General features: G+C 66.7%; 17 protein-coding genes and 1 pseudogene. 12 read left to right on the forward strand and 6 right to left on the reverse strand.

What is annotated here, in order from left to right:
* The 3 genes from NP3_RS20200 to NP3_RS20210 all read left to right on the forward strand — a co-directional run.
* Positions 1 to 1,244: endolytic transglycosylase MltG (locus NP3_RS20200; RefSeq protein ID WP_063043159.1), on the forward strand; the 1,244-nt coding region annotated here is incomplete at its 5' end.
* Positions 1,245 to 1,248: 4 nt separating this feature from the next.
* Positions 1,249 to 2,061: a shikimate dehydrogenase gene (locus NP3_RS20205; protein ID WP_063043188.1), complete on the forward strand. Its 813-nt coding sequence runs from the start codon at positions 1,249 to 1,251 to the stop codon at positions 2,059 to 2,061.
* Between the two features lie 46 nt (positions 2,062 to 2,107).
* Positions 2,108 to 2,590, forward strand: coding sequence for a B-4DMT family transporter (locus NP3_RS20210; RefSeq protein ID WP_245721038.1), 483 nt, complete (start codon positions 2,108 to 2,110; stop codon positions 2,588 to 2,590).
* 212 nt (positions 2,591 to 2,802) lie between these two features.
* Here NP3_RS20210 and aroB read toward each other — a convergent pair whose 3' ends face one another.
* From aroB to NP3_RS20230, 4 genes and pseudogenes are all read right to left on the reverse strand, one after another.
* Entirely contained in the window at positions 2,803 to 3,969 is a 1,167-nt protein-coding gene (aroB, locus tag NP3_RS20215) for a 3-dehydroquinate synthase (RefSeq protein ID WP_245721039.1), read from the reverse strand.
* A 412-nt stretch (positions 3,970 to 4,381) separates the two neighbouring features.
* A pseudogene (locus tag NP3_RS50505) lies at positions 4,382 to 4,900 on the reverse strand (shikimate kinase); the annotation flags it as partial.
* Positions 4,897 to 6,090 (reverse strand): chorismate synthase, encoded by a 1,194-nt coding sequence (aroC, locus tag NP3_RS20225; RefSeq protein ID WP_063043190.1) that lies wholly within the window; start codon positions 6,088 to 6,090, stop codon positions 4,897 to 4,899. The gene aroC and the pseudogene NP3_RS50505, both read right to left, overlap by 4 nt.
* Before the next feature lie 82 nt (positions 6,091 to 6,172).
* On the reverse strand, positions 6,173 to 6,628 hold the full coding sequence (locus NP3_RS20230) for a prepilin peptidase (protein WP_063043162.1): 456 nt from the start codon (positions 6,626 to 6,628) through the stop codon (positions 6,173 to 6,175).
* Between the two features lie 155 nt (positions 6,629 to 6,783).
* Here NP3_RS20230 and NP3_RS20235 point away from each other — a divergent pair, with 155 nt between their 5' ends.
* Genes NP3_RS20235 through NP3_RS20250 form a run of 4 tightly spaced genes read left to right on the forward strand, consistent with a single transcriptional unit; the run spans position 6,784 to position 9,329 of the window.
* Complete coding sequence (locus NP3_RS20235) at positions 6,784 to 7,911, forward strand: M24 family metallopeptidase (RefSeq protein WP_063043163.1); 1,128 nt, start codon at positions 6,784 to 6,786, stop codon at positions 7,909 to 7,911.
* A 47-nt stretch (positions 7,912 to 7,958) separates the two neighbouring features.
* Positions 7,959 to 8,522 carry an elongation factor P gene (gene efp / locus NP3_RS20240; protein WP_063043191.1) on the forward strand — a complete coding sequence of 188 codons (564 nt, stop codon included), beginning with the start codon at positions 7,959 to 7,961 and terminating at the stop codon, positions 8,520 to 8,522.
* Between the two features lie 34 nt (positions 8,523 to 8,556).
* Positions 8,557 to 9,066 (forward strand): transcription antitermination factor NusB, encoded by a 510-nt coding sequence (gene nusB, locus NP3_RS20245; RefSeq protein ID WP_040692236.1) that lies wholly within the window; start codon positions 8,557 to 8,559, stop codon positions 9,064 to 9,066.
* Positions 9,063 to 9,329 carry a YciI family protein gene (locus NP3_RS20250; protein WP_245721040.1) on the forward strand — a complete coding sequence of 89 codons (267 nt, stop codon included), beginning with the start codon at positions 9,063 to 9,065 and terminating at the stop codon, positions 9,327 to 9,329. The genes nusB and NP3_RS20250 overlap by 4 nt, the downstream gene beginning before the upstream one ends.
* A 239-nt stretch (positions 9,330 to 9,568) precedes the next feature.
* Here the strand turns inward: NP3_RS20250 and NP3_RS20255 are convergent, their stop codons facing one another.
* Complete coding sequence (locus NP3_RS20255; protein ID WP_063043164.1) at positions 9,569 to 10,531, reverse strand: NADP-dependent oxidoreductase; 963 nt, start codon at positions 10,529 to 10,531, stop codon at positions 9,569 to 9,571.
* Between NP3_RS20255 and NP3_RS20260 the strand changes: the two genes are divergently transcribed.
* From NP3_RS20260 to NP3_RS20275, 4 genes are all read left to right on the forward strand, one after another.
* Positions 10,530 to 10,994 (forward strand): TetR family transcriptional regulator C-terminal domain-containing protein, encoded by a 465-nt coding sequence (locus NP3_RS20260; RefSeq protein WP_174566245.1) that lies wholly within the window; start codon positions 10,530 to 10,532, stop codon positions 10,992 to 10,994. The genes NP3_RS20255 and NP3_RS20260 overlap by 2 nt on opposite strands.
* Positions 10,995 to 11,063: 69 nt before the next feature.
* Positions 11,064 to 11,960: a hypothetical protein gene (locus tag NP3_RS20265; RefSeq protein ID WP_063043165.1), complete on the forward strand. Its 897-nt coding sequence runs from the start codon at positions 11,064 to 11,066 to the stop codon at positions 11,958 to 11,960.
* A complete protein-coding gene (locus NP3_RS20270) occupies positions 11,961 to 12,647 on the forward strand; it encodes a hypothetical protein (protein WP_063043166.1) in 687 nt (228 codons plus the stop codon).
* On the forward strand, positions 12,629 to 13,555 hold the full coding sequence (locus NP3_RS20275; protein ID WP_084508722.1) for an inositol monophosphatase family protein: 927 nt from the start codon (positions 12,629 to 12,631) through the stop codon (positions 13,553 to 13,555). Before NP3_RS20270 ends, NP3_RS20275 begins: the two co-directional genes overlap by 19 nt.
* A 13-nt stretch (positions 13,556 to 13,568) precedes the next feature.
* Here the strand turns inward: NP3_RS20275 and NP3_RS20280 are convergent, their stop codons facing one another.
* Positions 13,569 to 14,828 carry an SLC13 family permease gene (locus NP3_RS20280; protein WP_245721041.1) on the reverse strand — a complete coding sequence of 420 codons (1,260 nt, stop codon included), beginning with the start codon at positions 14,826 to 14,828 and terminating at the stop codon, positions 13,569 to 13,571.
* Positions 14,829 to 14,933: 105 nt separating this feature from the next.
* Between NP3_RS20280 and NP3_RS20285 the strand changes: the two genes are divergently transcribed.
* Positions 14,934 to 20,636: a WD40 domain-containing protein gene (locus tag NP3_RS20285; protein ID WP_063043168.1), complete on the forward strand. Its 5,703-nt coding sequence runs from the start codon at positions 14,934 to 14,936 to the stop codon at positions 20,634 to 20,636.
* The last annotated feature ends 14 nt before the right edge of the window (positions 20,637 to 20,650 follow it).

Raw genomic sequence — 20,650 nt, forward strand, 5'->3', positions numbered from 1 at the left:
GGACCGACGAGGAGCGTGCGGAGTCCCGCTCGGAGCGTCGACGCAGTGCGCCCTCGCGCGGCCGACGGTCCCGGGCGGCCTCCCGCAAGGCCGCCGAGCGCAAGAAGCGCCGCCGAAATCTGTGGCTGATCGGTGCGCTGTTCGTGGCGCTGTTCGCCGGTGCCGCGGTATTCGCGGGGATGAAAGTGGTCAAGATGTTCGGCGCGCCCGAGGACTTCGCGGGCCCGGTCGGTCCGCTGGTGGTGGTGCAGGTCCATCCGGGCGACACGTCGAACCAGATCGCGGAGGAGATGCACAAGAAGGGCATCGTCGCGAGCAGTGAGGCCTTCTTCCAAGCGGCCGTGCGCAATTCGAATATGAATTCGGTGCAGCCCGGCTACTACGCGATCCCGAGTCACAGCCCGTCCACCCAGGCGGTGACGGCACTGCTCGGCAAGAGTTCGCGGGTCGGCAATCTCGTCGTCTCCGAGGGACGGCAGCTGCACGACCAGCAGGACGTGAATACCGGCTCGCGCAAGGACGGCATCTACCGCAAGATTGCCGACGCCAGCTGCGTCGGCACCGGTACGAATCAGAAATGCATCACCTACGACCAGCTCGATACCGCCGGTGCGGGTGCGGATCTGAACGCCCTCGGCGTGCCGAGCTGGGCCGAGCAGCGGGTGCGTGACGTACCCGATCGCACCAGGCAGCTCGAAGGTCTTATCGCCGCGGGGACCTGGGATTTCGATCCCAGTGGTACACCGGATCAGATTTTGAAGCAGCTGGTGAGCGCGAGTGCGCGCAGCTACGAGTCGACCGGTCTGCTGCAGTCCGGTGCCGAGACGAAGCTCAATCCGTACCAGACCTTGATCGCCGCCTCGCTGGTGGAACGCGAGGCGCTGCCGCAGGACATGGGCAAGGTGGCGCGGGTGATCGTGAACCGGCTCGCGGACAACCAGCCACTGCAATTCGACTCGACGGTGAACTACGCACTGGACCGCACCGAGGTCGCGACCACCGACGCCGACCGTGCCAAGCGCACACCGTGGAACACCTACGCCATGCCGGGACTGCCTGCGACCCCGATCTCCGCGCCATCGTTGAATGCGATGCGCGCCGTGGAGAATCCGGAGCCGGGGACATGGTTGTACTTCGTGACTGTCGACAAACAGGGAACCACCTTGTTCACCGAGAGCTACAGCGAACATCTGCGCAATATCGAAAAGGCCAGGCAGAGCGGAATTCTCGACAGTGGGCGGTGAGGCGATGACGGAAACCCGCAAGGCGGCCGTGCTCGGTAAGCCGATCGCGCATTCGCGGTCGCCGCAGCTGCATCTGGCGGCCTACCGCGCGCTCGGGCTCGATTGGACCTATGAGCGGATCGAATGTTCGGCCGAGGAGTTGCCCGGTCTGGTCGATGGGCTCGGACCGGAATGGGTCGGGCTTTCGGTAACAATGCCGGGTAAAGAGGCCGCGCTGGCATATGCGAGCGAACGCACCGAACGGGCGGTGCTGGTGGGCTCGGCGAACACCTTGGTTCGGATCGGCTCGCGGGGTTGGCGTGCCGACTGCACCGACGTCGACGGTGTACTCGGCGCGTTGCGCGGCGGTGGTGTCGGCGAGTTGGCCGAGGCCGTCGTACTGGGTGCGGGTGGAACCGCACGTCCGGCGCTGCTCGCATTGTCCGAACTCGGTGCGAAGGCGGTGACCGTCGTCGCCCGCGATGCCGGAAGGGCGCGCAACGCAGTGGACCTCGCTGAGCAACTCGGTATGACCACCGCCGTGATCGGCTTCGACAAGGACGCGTTGCGCGCGGTGTGCGCCGATGCCGGTGCCGTGGTGAGCACGATCCCGGCTGAGGCGGCCGCGGTTGTCGCCGAGGCGGTGGCGGCAGCACCGGTGGTGCTCGACGCGATCTACAACCCGTGGCCGACGCCGCTGGCTGTTGCGGTCGCGCGGGCGGAGCACATCGTGGTTGGCGGGCTGGAGATGCTGCTGAACCAGGCCTACGGACAGGTCGAACAGTTCACCGGCCGCCCGGCTCCGCACGCGGAAATGGCCGCGGCGATAAATCTGTAACCGGTTCTCATTTGGATCCGGCCGACTCGAGGCTATGGTGTTGACCATGAATGGTTGGGTGTTGCGGGCCATCGGGCTCGGTGCGCTGGTCGTTTTCCTGCGTGCCGCGTTGGGCTTCGCGATGGTGTACTGGCCGACCCAGGGCAGTTGGATGCGACCGCTGTGCCTGGTGGTGCTGCTCGCCGCGGTGGTGTTCTGGGGTGTGCTGGATGGCCGCAAGGACCGTGAGGTCCATCCGGATCCGGAGCACGGCTCCGACCTCACCATCCTGTGGCTGAAGACCGCCGCTGCCGCGGGGCTGGGCAGCGGTGTGGTTTCGTGGCTGCTCGACTGGCTGCCCCGCTTCGATCTCGGCGATAACGGCCTGCTCTTCGAGCTGACGGCGGGCGCGTCCTTCATCATTCTGCTGGTCTTCATTCCGGGCCTCATCGGTATCGGCATCGGCCGCATCATCGCCGACCGCCAGATCAACAAGTCTGCGAAACGGTCGACACCGCAGGCACCGGGCGCCGCCGCGACTCCTGCGTAGCCGCTGGCGAATTCGATTGGAGGCGACCTTCGTCGGCCGATACGGCCGACAGGGTCGCCTTCGTTTTTCCGGATGGGCCGCAGTCCTGTTCAGGTGCTCAGTTCGCCCATGCAGCGGGCGGGCCGATGCGGTCGGCACTGTGCCTGCGGCCGAGATCGTGACGCAAAGCGGCGCAACCGACCGAATCGGATGCGCCGCTTCGCTGTTCGCGACTACAGCAGGATCGCGCCGCTGCTGGCGCTGTCCTCGCGGGCGATCGCCGAGTAGGCGGCGGCCAGCAGGGTGGGGTCCGGGCCTTCGAGGCGGCCGGGCTTGGCGAGGCCGTCGAGGACCACGAAGCGCAGCACGCCGGAGCGGGTCTTCTTATCGGTCTGCATGGCGTCGAGGAGTTGTGGGAGGGCGTCGGCGTCGTAGCTGGTCGGGAGGCCGACACTGGCGAGGACGCTGCGATGGCGGTCGGCGGTGGCATCGTCGAGGCGACCGGCGAGTCGGCCGAGTTCGGCGGCGAAGACCAGACCCACCGAAACGGCCGCACCGTGCCGCCAGCGGTAGCGCTCACGGCGCTCGATGGCGTGGCCGAGGGTGTGGCCGTAGTTGAGGATCTCGCGCAGGCTGGCTTCCTTGAGATCGGCGGCAACGACATCGGCCTTCACCTGGATGGCACGGCGGATCAATTCGGGCAGCACATCGCCGGTCGGGTCGAGTGCGGCCTCCGGATCGCGCTCCACTAAGTCCAGGATCACCGGGTCGGCGATGAAACCGGCCTTGATGATCTCGGCCATACCCGCGACGATCTCGTTGCGCGGCACCGTCTCCAGGGTCGCCAGATCCACCAGCACCGCGGCCGGTTCGTGGAAGCTGCCGACGAGATTCTTACCCGCCTCGGTGTTGATACCGGTCTTTCCGCCGACGGCCGCGTCGACCATGGCCAGCAGCGTGGTCGGCACATGCACGATATGCACCCCGCGCATCCAGGTGGCGGCGACGAATCCGGCCAGGTCGGTCGCCGCACCGCCGCCGAGCGATACCACCACGTCATTGCGGGTCAGGCCGATGCGGCCGAGCACCTCCCAGCAGAACCCGGCCACCGCCAGGTCCTTACCCGCCTCGGCATCCGGGATTTCGATGCGGTGCGCATCGATACCCTTGTCGGCCAAGGCCTTGCGCACCACCTCGGCGGTTTCGGCCAGCGGCGGCTGATGGAAGATCGCGACTGTGCGCACGCCGGTTGTCGCGCCGACGACCGACTCGACGAGCTCGCCGAGCAGGCCGCGGCCGATGATCACCGGATACGGATCGGCGGTGCGGACCTCGATGCGACTCGGCTCGGTCGGCTGCTGCTCAGCTGGGCTGATGGGTCGCTCGCTTCGCTCACTCACGTGTACTCGGCTCCGATTCTGTGCGTGCTGATTGTTTGAGCGCTCGCGCGCGGGCGCGACGGGCCCGGGTGCGGCGGGACCGGCTTCCGGGTGTCGCTGGGTCACCGGATCCTTCGGAACCGGCACGGCCATTGGCGATTTTGCCGGTGGGCTTGGGGCGATCGACTGTTGCGGTATCGGTCGTGATCCGTCCGGCCGCGGTGATCTTGCCAGTGGGCTCCAGCCGCTCGGTCGCCGCGGATTCGGTGCCATCCGCCTGTGCGGCGGCGGCCCGGCGACGCGCGGCCGCACGGGCCCTGGCAGCGCGCCGGGCTCGGGATCTATTGCTGCCCTGCGGTTTCGGCGCTACGTCATCCGGTGTAGTTCCGCTCGCGTCGGGCTCCGCTTCTTGCGGCAGTACCGATTCCATGCCGAGCTTCGCCATGATCATCCGCACCACGCGACCCGGACTGCGACCGTCGGTGCGCACCCGCACGGTGGCGACCTCCCGGTACAGCGGCCTGCGCTTGCGCATCAGCTCGCGATATTTCGCACCCGGATCCGCACCGTTCAGCAGCGGTCGCTGCGTACTCGCACCGGTGCGCCGAAGTCCTTCGGCCACACTGATTTCCAGATACACCACAGTGCGATTGCGCAGCAGCGCCCTGGTGTCCTCGGACAGTACGGCACCACCGCCGAGGGAGACCACACCGCGTTCGGCGAGGATGGCGCGGCGCACCACCTGCTCCTCGATCCGGCGGAATTCCGGTTCGCCGTCCTCGGTGAAAATTTCCGGGATGGTGCGTCCGGTCTCGCGCTCGATTCCGGCATCGGTGTCGTAGAGCTCGACACCGAGTTCCCTGGCGAGCTTGCGGCCGATCGTCGACTTCCCCGCCCCCGGCGGTCCGACCAGCACCACGCGCGGTGCGCGCGGATCGGACTGCACGATCATTGCGGCACGTGTGGTCGGGTGCCGATGCGCTTGACGTAGCTGGTGATGTTGTCGACGGTCTCGACCAGTGAATCACCGCCGAACTTCTCCAGCGCGGCCTGCGCGACGACCAGCGCGACCATGGTCTCGGCGACCACACCCGCGGCGGGCACGGCACAGACATCCGAGCGCTGGTGGATGGCGACGGCCTCCTCGCCGGTGGTCATATCGACCGTGGACAGCGCGCGCGGCACCGTCGAGATCGGCTTCATCGCGGCGCGCACGCGCAGCGGCTCGCCATTGGTCATACCGCCCTCGAGACCACCGGCACGGTTGGTCGAGCGCAGCACGCCGTCCGGCCCCGGCTTCATCTCGTCATGTGCCTGGCTGCCGCGGCGGCGCGCGGTTTCGAAACCGTCGCCGACCTCGACGCCCTTGATCGCCTGAATTCCCATGAGCGCGCCCGCGAGCCGCGAATCCAGCCGATCCGCGCCGCTGATGAACGAACCCAATCCAACCGGTAGCCCGTCCACGACCACCTCGACCACACCACCCAGGGTGTCGCCGTCCTTCTTGGCGGCCTCGATCTCGGCGATCATCGCTGCCTCGGCGTCCTTGTCGAACGCGCGCACCGGACTCTCGTCGATCGCGGCCAGGTCGGCGGCAGTCGGCACGATGCCGGTGGTGTTGGCGGCAGTGCCGATCGAGACGACATGCGAGATGACCTCGACGCCGAAGGCTTGGCGCAGGAAATTCCTGGCGACCGTGCCCGCCGCGACGCGCGCGGCGGTCTCGCGGGCGCTGGCCCGCTCCAAGACATTGCGGGCGTCGTCGAAGTTGTACTTGAGCATGCCCGAGTAGTCGGCATGGCCGGGCCGCGGCCGGGTCAGCGGTGCGTTGCGGGCCAGGTCGGCGAGTTCGTTCTCGTCCACCGGATCCGCGGACATGACCGTCGTCCACTTCGGCCACTCGGAGTTCGCGATCTCGATGGCCACCGGCCCGCCCATGGTGCGTCCGTGCCGCACTCCACCGATGACGGTGACCTTATCGGCCTCGAACTTCATCCGGGCACCGCGCCCGTACCCGAGCCGACGGCGCGCCAACTGTGCGGAGATCTCGTCGGACGTCACCTCGACACCGGCCACCATCCCCTCGAGGATGGTGACGAGAGCGGGACCATGGGATTCTCCGGCAGTTATCCAGCGCAACACGCTGTCCATCTTCCCATGTCGACGGGGGTGCTCCGGCACGCGGCCCGCCGTGATGACCGGCACGGCGGCGTCGCGGCATCGGCTAGCCATACGCCGCCGCCAGGCTCAGCACCGTCGCGACGCACATGGCGGGCCCGTGGGGAAGCGCACGCGGTCCGGCCCGATCAGCACCGGACCGAATCCGCCAGTGGGCCAATACGGCGAGCCCGAATGCCGCGGTCAGTGCGGGTGCGACGAGCGCCGCCCGCACCCATACCTGTGCGCCACCGAGCGCCGCGACCGCGCCCAGCCCGACGGCTAGTTTCACATCACCCGCGCCGAGTGTGGCCGGTGCGATCAAGTGCACCAATAAATATGGCATCGCCAACAAGATCGAACCGACCATCGCGGCTCTGAATTGTGTTGTGAACAGCGCATATCCGAAGATGATCAGCGCGCCGGAGGCGGTGAGCACATTGGGCAGTCGGCGCTGCCGGATATCGAAGACGGTGAGCACCGAGCACCAGGCCAGTAGCACGGCAAAAGCGATGGGGGACATGGCTTTCAGCCTCGTCCGCGCCTGGTCGCGGATGCAGCCCCCGATTCGGGATTGGGGATAACCGATCGATATGTGAACATCGATCGCCTCGCTCGAATACCGGTAAACCGGTGTTTTATGCGGGATCTACGGCGTGTCGGCGGTAGTTTTGAGACATGTCTGCTGATCACGCGGGTCCTGGGCCCGACTACGCGGCGCGCCGTGGCGCACTGCGCAGTCTGCTGGTGGAGAACGAGGTCGACGCGCTGTTGGTCACCGATCTGGTGAACATCAGGTATCTGACCGGCTTCACCGGGTCCAATGCCGCACTGCTGGTGACCTCCTGGGATATGCGTAATTCCGAGGAGCGCACCGTGATCGGCACCGATGGGCGCTATCTGAGCCAGGTCGCCGAGCAGGTGCCGGACCTGCGCGCCGAAATCGCCAGGGCGACCGCCCGGCGCATCGTGGAGCTCGCGGGGGAGTGGCAGCTCGGCCGGGTCGGTTACGAGAGCCATATCGTCACCGTCGACCAGCATCGCGGATTCATCGAGCAGAAGACCGGTTTGGAATTCGTTGCCACTCCGGGGCTGGTCGAACAGCTGCGCATGGTCAAGGACGCTTACGAGATCGAACAGTTGCGGGCCGCCTGCGCCGCGGGTGACGCCGGGCTGGCGACCCTGCTGGAGCGCGGCGGTCTGCGCCCCGGCCGTACCGAACGCCAGGTCGCCAGGGATCTGGAATGGGCGATGTTCGAACACGGCGCCGATGCGGTCGCCTTCGAGACCATCGTGGCGACCGGCGCGAACTCCGCCATCCCGCATCACCGACCCACCGGAGCGGTCCTGGCCACCGGCGATTTCGTCAAGATCGACTTCGGCGCGGTGGTCGGCGGCTACCACTCCGATATGACGCGCACCTTCGTGCTCGGCACCGCGTCCGACTGGCACCGGGAGGTGTACGCGCTGGTCGAGGCGGCGCAGCGGGCCGGACGCGAGGCGCTGAGGCCCGGCGCGCCGGTCACCGACGTGGATGCGGCCGCGCGTGCGGTGATCGAGGCGGCCGGACACGGGAAGCTGTTCGTACACGGTCTCGGACACGGTGTCGGACTGCAGATCCACGAAGCGCCCGGAATCGCCAAAACCGGAACCGGTACACTTCTGTCTGGCGTGGCGGTGACCGTCGAACCAGGTGTGTACTTCCCCGGCCGCGGCGGCGTCCGGATCGAGGACACGCTCGTGGTGCGCGAGGGGGGCCCGGATCTGCTCACCAACACCAGCAAAGACCTGACCGTCGTCGAATGACGCCGGTCACCGAGACCGCATATCCAGAACTAGGAGATCCGAGAACAGTGGCGGACACCAGCGACTTCAAGAACGGCCTCGTGCTGAAGATCGACGGTCAGCTCCAGCAGATCATCGAATTCCAGCATGTCAAGCCGGGTAAGGGTCCTGCCTTCGTGCGGACCAAGCTGAAGAACGTGCTGTCCGGCAAGGTCGTCGACAAGACCTTCAACGCGGGTGTCAAGGTGGAGACCGCCACCGTCGACCGTCGCGATATGACCTACCTGTACCACGACGGCTCGGATTACGTCTTCATGGACGGCGAGACCTTCGACCAGATCTCCATCTCCGAGGAGACCATCGGCCCCGGCGCCCGGTTCCTGCTGGAGAACATGGTCGTTCAGGTCGCCACCCACGAGGGCGCGCCGCTCTACGTCGAGCTGCCGGTCACCGTCGAGCTCGTGGTGCAGCACACCGACATCGGCCTGCAGGGCGACCGCTCCACCGGCGGCACCAAGCCCGCCACCCTGGAGACCGGCGCCGAGGTGCAGGTCCCGCTGTTCATCAACACCGGCGACAAGCTGCGCATCGATTCGCGCGACGGCGGCTACCTCGGCCGCGTGAACGCCTGATCGCCCGCCGAGGCGAACAGGGATAATGACTGCTGTGGCGGAACAGCCCATAGACAAGAAGTCCACGTTCAAGAAGCTCGGCGCGCGCCACAAGGCCCGCCGCCGGGCGGTCGATCTGCTCTTCGAGGCGGAGGCCCGCGATGTGGACGCGGCCGACCTGCTCACCGAGCGGGCCGAACTGGCCACCCAGGATCAGGCGGTCGCTCCGGTGCATGCCTACACCCGCACCCTGGTCGAGGGCGTCGCCGACGATCTGGATCGGGTGGACGGCACTATCGAGTCCTACCTCAAGGACTGGGAGCTGTCCCGGCTGCCCGCCGTGGACCGGGCCATTCTGCGGATCGCGGTGTGGGAGTTGTTCCACGCCAACGATGTTCCGCCGGTCGTCGCGGTCGACGAGGCGGTGGAGTTGGCCAAGGAGCTGTCCACCGACGATTCGCCCGGATTCGTCAACGGTGTGCTCGGCCAGGTCGTGCTGGTCGCCCCGCAGGTGCGCGCGGCCGCCGCGGCGACCAGGGCACCGCGTCCGGAGTCGCAGGCGTGATCAACAAGTATCTGGTCATGGCGATGCGCAAGCCGTCGTTCGACCCGGCCGTGATCGAACCGCACAAGCAGTTCCTGAACGAATTGCTCGAGCGCGGACAGTTGGTGGAGAGCGGTCGGTTCACCGACGGCACCGGCGGTGCTTACGTGATCAACGCCGAAAGTTTGGAAGCCGCAAGGGAAATCGCGTTCACCGATCCGGTGCACACCACCGGTTCCTCGGAGCTCACCGTGTACGAGTGGGAGATCGCCGTCTCCGTCTGATCGCCGTCGGCCCAGCCGCATACCGAAATGGTATGCGGCTGTTTACGTTTCAGGGCTATCACGATCCGATGCCGCCCGAGCTCCCGCTGGTGGGTGTACCGGCCCAGCGGGAGCGAACCGCGAGGACTATCTCGCGGAATCGGGTATGCCTGGCTCCGTGGTGCGCACCGACGGATGGTGCGTACCGCATTCGGCGAACCTGGGCACGATCGATCCTGGTTCCTCAACTGCACTCGAGGTCAAGGTTCCGGCGTGTGCTCTGGGTCACTCACGGTGAGCACGATCTTCCCGCTGGTTCGGCCCCGCTCGATGAGGCGGTGGGCTTGTGCTGCCTGCTCCAGTGGCAGCACCGTTTCCACGTGTGGGCGCAGCTGCCCCTTTTCGACCAGTTCGGTCAGTGCTTCGAGATCGGCGCGGTCGGGTTCCACCAGGTAGCCGCTGGCGCGTACGCCGAGTCGGCTCGCCCGCTCGGCCATTCCAGGTGTCCATGCCGCCTGTGCGTTGACGAGAATGCCACCGGGACGCAAGGTTTCGAGCATGCGCAGCGCCGGTTCGCCGCCGTGCATCTGGATCACGATATCGACGTCGCGGACGCTCGCGGCGACATCGGTCGTCGTGTAGTCGATGGTCTCGTCGGCGCCGAGCGCGGCGAGGAAGTCGTGTTTGGCCGCGCGTGCGGTCCCGATCACATAGGCCCCGAACGACTTTGCGATCTGCACGGCGAAATGGCCAACGCCGCCTGCTGCGGCGGATACCAGAACACGCTGTCCAGGTGCGACTTTCCCGATATCGACAAGCATCTGCCAGGCCGTGAGCGCGGCCAAGGGCAGGGCTGCGGCCTCGGTGAAACTCGAACCCGCTGGCATGGACGCGAATTGGTGCGACGGCGCGGTCACGTATTCCGCGTAGGCGCCCGCCGCGCGCGGAAACCAGGGCATGCCGTACACGCGGTCGCCGGGCCGGAAACGGGTCACCCCGTAGCCGACCTCCTCAACGATTCCGGCGACATCCCAGCCGTTGACGAAGGGTAGCGTCAATGCCCGCACGTACGCCCGCCCTTCTCGGGTGAAGTAGTCGATCGGATTGACTCCCGCCGCAACGACTTTCACCAGCACTTCGGTGTACAGCGGTGTCGGCCGCGCGATCTCGACGAGTCGCATGGTCTCCAGCCCGCCCCACTGCTCCTGCTGAATAGCGCGCATGATCTGTCCTCTCCTGATCGCGACCGTCCGCGCGGCCGTCGAGGTGTTCGTCGCGCATGTGGTGAAGCCCGCGCGACGTGCACCCGCCGGGATCCGCCGGGTCCGGGCGCTCGCCGAGTCGTGGTTGGACTATGCCGCGAAGCCGTACTTCAGTGGCGGCTGCTTCTTCCTGTCCGCCGTCGCGGAGTTCGACGCCCGCCCCGGACGCGTGCACGACGCCCTCGCGGCATCGCGCCGAGACTGGTTGCGGCTCTACGAAGCCACCGTCGCCGAGGCCATCGGCCTCGGCGAGATCGTCCCCGGCAACGAGCCCGGCGACCTCGCCTTCGAACTCGACGCCATCGCACGCACCGCGGCCCAGGATGCGCTGCTGTTCGGCGAATCGGCGCGCTACGATCGAGCCCGCCGTATCCTCGCCGCTCGACTGGACGCCGTCACACACCGACCCGCCAGTGCGACTTGACCGTTCGCTCGCTGCGTCCACACAGGTGCACCTATCCTGGGTAGAAACCCTAGGGGAGGCCGAAAACCTATGGCACGGGTGCTGATCTGGCTGCGGAACAATATCGACGGACTCGTCGCTCTGGTTCTCGCGGTCATCTTCGGTGTGATCTCGCTGATCGATATCGGCTTCTTCGATTCGGATCTGATCAACGCGGTCATCCTGCTGGTGCTCGGTCTGCTGGCCACCACGCTGCTGCGTGATCGGCACTTGTCGGCCAAGGCCATTCGCGATACGACCTCGGTGCAGTTGCTCTACGGTCCCGAGATCGGGCATGCGCATACACTGGCCCGGCGCGGTACCGAACAGTGGCTTTTCAAGGGCGGCACCGGAACCTACCTGCGCGCGGTGACGCTGCGGGAGTGCGTGGAGAACGCGCGCCGCGAACAGCGTCCGCTGCGGATCCAGGTGGAGGTGCTGGATCCGACCAATGAACAACTGTGCAAGACCTACGCGCAGTTCCGCTCCTCGCTGGTGCCCGAGGCCGACCGCACCGGCGAATTGTGGACCACCGAGCGGACCCGCAAGGAGTCCTTCGCGACGGTGCTCGCGGCCTGCTGGTACCGGCAGCGATTCACCTTCCTGACCATCGATGTCGGACTCTCGATGGTGATGACGACCTTCCGATGGGACCTCTCGTCGAGTTGCGTCATTGTCACACAGGACAATCCGAACACTCCTGCCCTGATGTTCGAACGGGACAAGCCCTACTACCGGGACTTCAACCGCGAGCTCGTGGCCAGTTTCAAGCAGGCCAGACAGGTGCCGCTGAGCCGGAGCGAGGAACTCGCGCTCGCCGACGAACCGTCGGTCGATCAGACTCGTGCGCTGTTCGATCTGCTCGGTCTCGCGCTACCGGCGTCCTATACCGATCGCGATGTCGCCGATATCGTGCGACGCGCACTGCAGCCGAGGAATCCGTACTGAATGAACGACTATGCCCGACTACGAACGCTGATCAGCTCCGATGCGGCGGGGCCCGCGGTGCGGCGCTGGGCTCGTGATTTCATGACAAGAGTGCTCGACGGTCGCACCGAGATCGGCGCGGTTCGGCATCCGTTGGGTTTCTTGTGTTTTCCCGCGTGGCGCGACGGCGGACTCGGCGTCTGCGTGCACGTCTGGACCGATGGGCTGCGGTCGTGTCCGACGACTTCGGCGATGCACGCGCACAGCTGGGATCTGCTCAGCGTGGTCTTGTACGGCGAGGTCGGCAACGAGATACTCGACGTGGAGAGCTCTGCGGACCGGGCAACCCATCGCATCTTCGAAATCCATAGTGGCGCCGACGGTGATGTGGTGCGTGCGACCGAGCGTATGGTCCGCTATCGCATCCGATCCAGTGAGCACTTCCGTGCGGGCGAGGTATACACCCTGCCACACGGGGTATTTCACCTCTCCGATGTGCGGGGCGAGGCGGCCACCGTGGTGCTCGGCGAGGTTCGTCGTGGCCGACCGGACCGATCCCTCGGCACTCTGGCCACCGCAGACCACTGGGTGCACCGAACCAGTTGCACTCCGAGCGAAACCAGGCGCGCCGCGCAAACGGTGCTGGACCACCTGCAGGACCCCACCCTGCCGGAACAACTGGAGGACCGATGCGAGCAGGCGACGTAGCGAACCTATTGCTGTCACCGGATGGTCCGACGTCGGCCGATCCGGATCCGATCAGCGCCTTCGACCGGCTGGCCACCGTCCTGACGACCGCTGCCGAGGTGGCCAGGGCGGCGGTGATCGAGGCGGGTCGGGCGATCCGGGAGGGTCTGGCCGGATCGGTCACCGTCCGTACCAAGGACGCCAGCGGCGATCTGGTCACCGACCTGGACCTGCGCGCGGAACATATCATCGTCGGTCATATCCGCCGCGCCTTCCCGCACCATCGCATCCTCGCCGAGGAATCCGGGCTCCAGGGTGTCGACGATTCCTGGTGCTGGGTCGTCGATCCGCTCGACGGCACCAATAACATCGCCATCGGCCTGCCCGTCTGCACAATCGGTATCGCTCTGTGCCACAACGGAATTCCGATGCTCGGTATCGTCCACGAACCGTTGGCCGACCGCACCTGGTCCGCCGTGCGCGGGTCCGGCGCTACCGGGCCGGACGGCCCGCTCTGGCGGCCGCCGCACCGGTCCTCCGAATCCGCTCCGACCCTGGCCTGGCTGCAGGGCTATCCGGTGACTCGTACCGACAGCACGGCACGCGGCCTGCGCCTGGCCCTGGAATCCGGTTCCCGTCGCCTGATCCAACTGTGGTCTCCGCTGCTGTGCTGGGTCATGCTGAGCCGCGGTGATATCGACGGATTCGTCGGCTACCGAGCCGGTTTGGTCGACCTGCCCGCGGGCACCCTGCTGGCCCGTGAATCCGGGATCCACATCACCGATTTCGACGGCGCACCGCTCAACGATCACCTCGACCTCCCCCGCGGCGAAGTGAACTTCATTGCCGCCAGCGCCGAAATGCTGCCGGAGCTGGCTTTGCTGGTGAAGACCGCCGCCGAGGTGAGTGTGACGGGCCTGCCGGGCTGAGGGGCGATCCCACCTATCCGGTCGCCAGCAGCGCAGCGACAGCACCGGTCGTAGCGACGACCGCGAGCCCCAGCCCGGTGAGCACGAACCGCGGCATCGGCACCCGAACACCATGGGTGCGGCAGAACTCCAGGCACAGCAGCGTCGCCAGTGACGCCCATGGCGTCACGATCGGCCCGACATTGGTGCCGATGAGCAGGGCCAGCAACTGATTTCGATTCTCCTCGGACACCACAGCCTCACCTGCGGTGTAAGCCGGAAGATTGTTGGCCACATTGGACAATCCGGCCCCGGCGCCCGCCGCACGGTACGCCCCGACCACTCCGGAATCGTGCCCGATCAGCGCATGCATGACATCGGCGAGCCCGAACCGGCTCAATGTCGGCACCACCAGGAACAACCCGACCACGAAAACCAGCAACTGCCACGGGATCAGCGTTAGTCGCAGCGATGCGCGGTCGAAGATCGCGAAGGCGCCCACGGCGATCGCGGCAGCCAGGGTGGCGGCGATACCGATCCGATCACCCACGAACGGGATCGCGAGAATGAACAGCAGACACGCTCCTGCCGTCGTGTAGAGCAGCGTGCGCTCCCTGGCGTTCTCCGGACGAACCGGCTCCGGCGGTATGTACCGATCGGTTTCACGTCGGCCGCGCCGCCAATACCAGACCCAGAGGCACACCATGGTCGCCGTGATCGATACGAGCTGCGGCGCCCACATCCGTGCCGCGAAATCCGTGGCGCGCAGCGCAACCCGGTCGGCGGCGAGCAGATTGGTGAGATTCGAGACCGGAAGCAGCAGGCTCGCGGTATTGGCCAGCCAGAGCGTGGTCATCGCCAGCGGCAGCGGCGGAATGCGAGCCGGTACCGCCAGCGCGAGCATGACCGGAGTCAGCAATACCGCAGTGGTATCGAGATTGAGCAATATCGTCGTCGCCGAAGCGAAAAGCACGCAGAGCAGGAACAACGCCGGATAGTAGCCGCGCCCGAGGATGGCCAGGCGGTGCGCGATCACATCGAACACTTTCGCCTGCCGCGTCAGCTCCGCGAGAATGATCACACTGCACAGGAACAGCAGCAGTGGCCCGATCCTGCGCATATTGTCGGCGGCCTCGGCGCGCGGCAGCAATCCGGTCGCCACACACAGCAGTCCGGCCGCGAACAGTCCGAGCCGGACCCAATCCAGCGTGCTCAGCCCCCATCTCGGCGGCGCGGACACCAGGGCACTCGACGGCGGGTTCTCCGCGGCGTAATCGACCTGTTGTTCGGACACATTCCCCATCATGCAGCATATCGGCTGCGGCTCTTCCGCATTCGGTAAGCGTCGTAATGATCTTCTGCCGTTTGGCGTGGCGACCCATCGGGGCATACTGATGCTGTGACTTCGGGCGGGCGGCGGGACTTCTTCATCAGCTATTCACCGGCCGACGAGCGATGGGCCACCTGGTTGGCCTGGCAGTTGGAGACCGCGGGTTACCGCACCCTCATCCAGGCCTGGGATTTCGTCCCCGGCACCAATTTCATCGATTTCATGGATCGCGGTGTGCGTGATTCGGCGGTGGTGCTGGTGGTGCTGTCGGAGAACTATCTCGGTTCCTACTACGGAACCATGGAATGGCAGGCGGCCTACCGCACCGATCCGGGCAAGCTGATGCCGGTGCGCATCGCCGAATGCACGCTCGAGGGCCTGCTCGCCACCATTACCTATCTCGACCTGGTGCGGGTGGCCACCGCCGAGGAGGCGCGCCGAATCCTTTTGGAGCGGGTCGGACATTCGCTCGCGGGGCGGGCCAAGCCGCCGTCGGAACCGGGATTTCCGCACGATGGCCCGGACCGGTTCGCCGTCGAAACCATCACGGACACACCCGAATCCGTGCTGCCGCGGCGCACACCGGTTGTGGCTCCTGCGTTCCCGGGCGCCACCGATCGTGCGGAACCGCGTACCAGCGTCTCGGTGCTGCATGTCGCGGGTCCACGCTTCGGTCGTGGGCTGCTCGCACCGGACGAGCCGGGCACCGCGGCCGAACTGCAGGCGCGCATCCACGCCAATGTGACCCATCTGGTGAATCAGGGTGTGGCCAAACCGGATTTGATCGTGGTGTCCGGGGATATGACCGAATCCGGCCGCCCGCGCGAGGTCGACGAGGCGCTGACGTTCCTGAGCGGATTGCGTACGCTGCTCGGCCTCGGTCCGGAGCGACTGATCGTGGTGCCCGGCAATCATGATGTCTCCAAACCGGCCTGCCACGCGTACTTCCTGAGCTGCGAGGCTCGCGATCGCAAACCGCAGCCGCCGTATTTCCCGAAGCTCGAGCAGTACGCACGGATGTTCGGCGCGCTGTATCAGGGGTTGGATCACCTCGTCTTCGATATCGGACAGCCATGGACATTGTTCCCGATTCCCGAATTGCGGGTGGTGGTCGCCGGTTTGAACTCGACCATGGCCGCGACCCATCTGCCCGAGGACGATTACGGCCGGATCGGCGAACCGCAGGCGTCCTGGTTCGCCGAGCGGCTGCGCCCGTTCGAGGAGAACGGTTGGTTGCGCATCGGTGTCGTCCGGCACGATCCGCTGCCCGGCGCGGGCACGCCTGCTCATGATCCGGACCTGCTGCGCGACGCCGATACGCTGTCCCGGATGCTCGGCGCCCGGTTGAACCTGCTGCTGCACGGTCCGGGACCCGGTGGTCCGCATCTGGATCGGCTCGACGACACGCTGCCCGTCCTGCCCGCCGCCGCTGCGGGCCGCGACGAGATCATCCAGCTCACCGCCGCGGGACTGGCCCGGTTCTCCGGACGCGGTGAGTCCACCGCGCAACTCGAATTCGATTGGCTGAAGGTGACCGCAGCGCTGCCGACGGCCAAACAGCCCGAACTCCTCGGACCGGACGAGCCCGAACTCCCGGAACCGCCCCCGGAAGCTCCGGCCGTCGATCCGCATGGGCGGCTGCTCGAGCGCGTCGCCGAGGTGTGCGAAACCCGCTATCCCGGTGCGAAAGTCCGGCGCGTCGAGGTGGAGCCGCCGCATCTGCTGATCACCAGGGAGGACGACGAGGTCATCGCCCAATGGCGCGTCGGCGTGCACGTCGGTGATATGACCAGGCAGGTGGTGGAGGACTTCCTCGGCCACGATCCGGAATACGGTTCCGAACTCGTGTATCGCGGTGCGGCGCCGCCGCGTTCGCTGCGCGAGGAGGCGGCCAGCCACGGTCTGCGGGTGCGCAGCTTCACCGAATTCCAGGGTCTGCTCGATCTGGATGACTACCTCATGCACCAGGCCGCGCGGTTGCGCGCGGACCGCACCTATCCGCCGGATCTGTATGTGCCGCAGCGCTTCCGGATCCTCGAACACGGCGACCAGCAGATCCGCGACGATCTGGTCGGCGAACTGATGAAGGTGATCGCGGCCGACCACGGCCGATTCATTCTGATACTCGGTGATTTCGGTCGTGGGAAAACCTTCGCGCTACGCGAGTTGGCCCGCCGCATCACCGAAACCATGCCCGCGCTGATTCCGATCCTGATCGACCTGCGGGCCCTGGACAAAACCCATTCGGTGGACGGTCTGGTCGCCGCGCACCTGGCCAATCACGGCGAGGATCGGATCGATCTGAAGGCTCTGCACTACATGCTGCGCGAGGGGCGGGTGGTGTTGCTGTTCGACGGCTTCGACGAGCTCGTCACCCGGATCAGCTACGACTTCGCCGCCGACCATCTCGAAACCCTGCTGCAGGCCGCCGTCGGCAAAGCCAAGATCATCGTGGCCAGCCGCACCCAGCACTTCGAATCTCGCGCCCAGGTGCTGACCGCTCTCGGCGAACGCGTCGGTCTGCTGCAGGATCGGCGCATCGTGGGCATCGAGGATTTCGCCCCAGCACAGATCCACGCCTTCCTGACCAACCGATACGGCGGCGACATCCGCCGCGCGGACGCCAGAATGGGGTTGATCACCGGTATCGAGGATCTGCTCGGACTGGCACAGAACCCCAGGATGCTGGGGTTCATCGCCGATCTGGACGAGCGGCGGCTACGGGCCGCGGCGGGCGCGAAACAGGCGGTGGGTCCGGCCGGACTGTACCGGGAAATTCTGGAGTCCTGGCTGACCTACGAGGCCGACCGCACCGCGGGCGTGGCCGGCGCGCTGCCCGGGCTGCGCCTGCACGAATTGTGGCTCGGTGTCACGGCATTCGCGCTACGCGTCTGGGAAACCGGCGAGCCCTATCTGCGGCTGTCCGAATTGACGGAGGTGGCAGCGGGTTTGGCCGAGCTGACCGGATCGAGTCGAATGTCGGTGCAGCAGTCGGCGCACGCCATCGGCTCCGGTAGCCTGCTGGTGCGCACCGAGGACAACCTGTTCGGCTTCATCCATTCGTCGGTAATGGAGTGGCTGGTGGCCAACCACATTGCCGAACAATTCGAGGTCGGCACCCTCGCGCCCGCCCAGCTGACCCAATCGCCGCTATCCCAACTCTCGATCGACTTCCTCTGCGATCTCGCCGACAACCGGGCGCTGCGGATCTGGGCCGAGGGTGTGCTCGCCGACCAGGCGGCCGACGAAGTCTCGCGCACCAATGCCATTCGGGTGGCGACGCGGCTGCGCACCGCACCGACCGCGGATCTGCGCGGTGCGAGTCTGGCGGGGGAGGATCTGTCGTATCGGGACCTGCGCGATGTCGATCTCACCGGGGCGGATCTCAGCGGTGCCCGGCTGGTCGGCACGAACCTCGACCGTGCCGTCCTGCACGGTGCGCGCTTGGTCGGCGCCAGACTCGACGAGGCCAGCCTGGTCGGCGCGGATCTGGGCGAGGCCGATCTCACCCGCGCCCGCCTGGTGCATACCGATCTGACCGGATCGCGGGCCGGTGGCAGCCGCTGGTCCCGGGCGGCACTCATCGAGATCACCGGCACCCCGACCGGCACCGATCTGTACGGTGCGGCGTGGGTGCCCGGAGTCGCGGCGCAGACCGAATTCGCGCCTGCCGCCATCGGAGTCCGGCACGGCTTCCACGCCAGGCACGGCCGGTTGCCGCAGCCGGTCGCCTACAACCCGGACGGCGGCACGCTGGCCATCGGCAGCGATGACGGCGGCGTACTCATCTGCGACGCCGAAACCGGAAGACCGCTGCGCACCTTGCAGACGCACCGAGCACGGACGTTCGCGGTGGCGTTCACCGATACGGTGTTGGTGACCGGTTCCGGCGACGGCACTGTTGGCATCTGGGATGCCGCCACCGGTGAACTGCGCCGAATCCTGCTGGGGCACAAGAACTGGCCGTGGCCGGTGGTGCTGAGCCCCGCCGGTGATCTGCTGGCCACCGGCGACGCCGACGGCGTGCTGCGGCTGTGGACGTTGCCGAGCGGCGAACTGCGGCACGAATGCCGTCCCGCGGGTGACGGCCGGGAACTCATCTACAGTTTGGATATTCGCGGACCGCTGGTCGCCGCCTCCTATCGGGATGGCACCGTGCGCCTGTGGGATATCGAAAGTGGCAGGGAGAGCGGCGAATTCAGCGGGGCGTCCGGCTCGATATTCCGCGTGGCGTTCAGTCCCACCGGTGAACTGCTCGCGGTCGGTGGCGTCGACGGCACACTCGCGCTGTGGGATACGTCGAGTTGTCGGAAGATTCGCGACCTACCCGGTCATACCGGGCGGGTCTATACCGTGACATTCCACCCCAGCCTGCCCATCGTGGCGAGCGGGGATACCGATGGGGGACTGCGTCTGTGGGATGCGGAGACCGGTGCGGAACGGCAGTCGCTCACCGAACACACCGCGGCTATCTACTGGCTCGCCTTCGATCCGGCGGGTCAACTGCTCGCATCGGGCGATAGCGCCGGGCTGGTCTGTCTGCGCGACAGTGAGACCGGGGAGTTGCGACACCGGCTCACCACGCATACCGGCTCGATCTGGCCGTTCGCCTTTCGCCCGGACGGTACCCAATTGGCCATTACCGACGACCAATTCACCACCCGGCTCTGGGATCCGGTAACCGGCACCTGCAAACACACGCTCACCGGCCACGGCCGCCAAGTTCGCACGGTCAGCTTCAACGCGGACGGCACCCTGCTCTGCGGCGTGGGTAACGACGGTGTGGTTCGGCTGTGGGACCCGGTGACCGGGCGGTTGGTTCGCCGACTGATCGGCAGCGAGGACCGCCTGCTCACCTTCGAATCGGCGATATTCAGCGAACTCGGCCGCCACCAGCTCGGCCTCGTCGTCAACGACGGTCGGCTCAGCCTGTTCAACCTCGACGCCGACCTGTACGAACGCCATATCAACGTCGAATCCGCACCGATCTGGGCCGCCGCCTTCGACCCGACCGGTGACTATGTGGCCACCGCCAATGACGACGACACGGTGATCATCTGGGTGCGCACCACCGGTGCACTGCACGCCGTCTGCGCCGAACATCGCGGCCGGGTGCGCTCGATCGCATTCAGTGCCGACGGCACGCTGATGGCCACCGGCTGCGACGATTCCGTGGTTCGGCTGTGGGACGTGCGCTCCGGACGGTTCCTGCGCGCACTGCGCGGACATCGCGACCGCGTGTATTCGGTGGCCTTCCACGAGGACCGCCTCGCCAGCGTGTCCTGGGATACCACCGCCCGCATTTGGGATATCGAATCCGGCGATGCATTGCATACGCTGACCCGGCACACGGGCAGGCTCTGGACGGCCGCGGTCGACTCGCGCACCGGCACCCTGGCCACCGGGGGCGATGATCTGGTTGTTCGGTTGTGGGACATGGCATCCGGACGTCATCTGCATACCCTCGAAGGGCATAAGCGCCGGGTCTGGTCGCTCGGCTTCGATCCGTCCGGCAAGCTGCTTGCCAGCGGCGGTGATGACGGCAACATCCTGCTGTGGTCGCGTCCGGAGGATGGCGCACCGTCGATTCGCGCGATCCTGCTCGGTCTACCCGAAGGATGGGCGGCTCTCGCACCTGATGGCCGATACAAATTCGAGGGCAATATCGCCGGTCAGTTCTGGCATGTCATCGGCATGTCGCGGTTCGAATCCGGCGAACTCGACCCCTACCTGCCGGAAGTGGGGCAGTTGGCAGCCGACGCGCCCTTCTGAACCGACCGAATGAG

The organism is Nocardia pseudovaccinii NBRC 100343 (assembly GCF_001613225.1).
Taxonomy (GTDB): domain Bacteria; phylum Actinomycetota; class Actinomycetes; order Mycobacteriales; family Mycobacteriaceae; genus Nocardia; species Nocardia pseudovaccinii.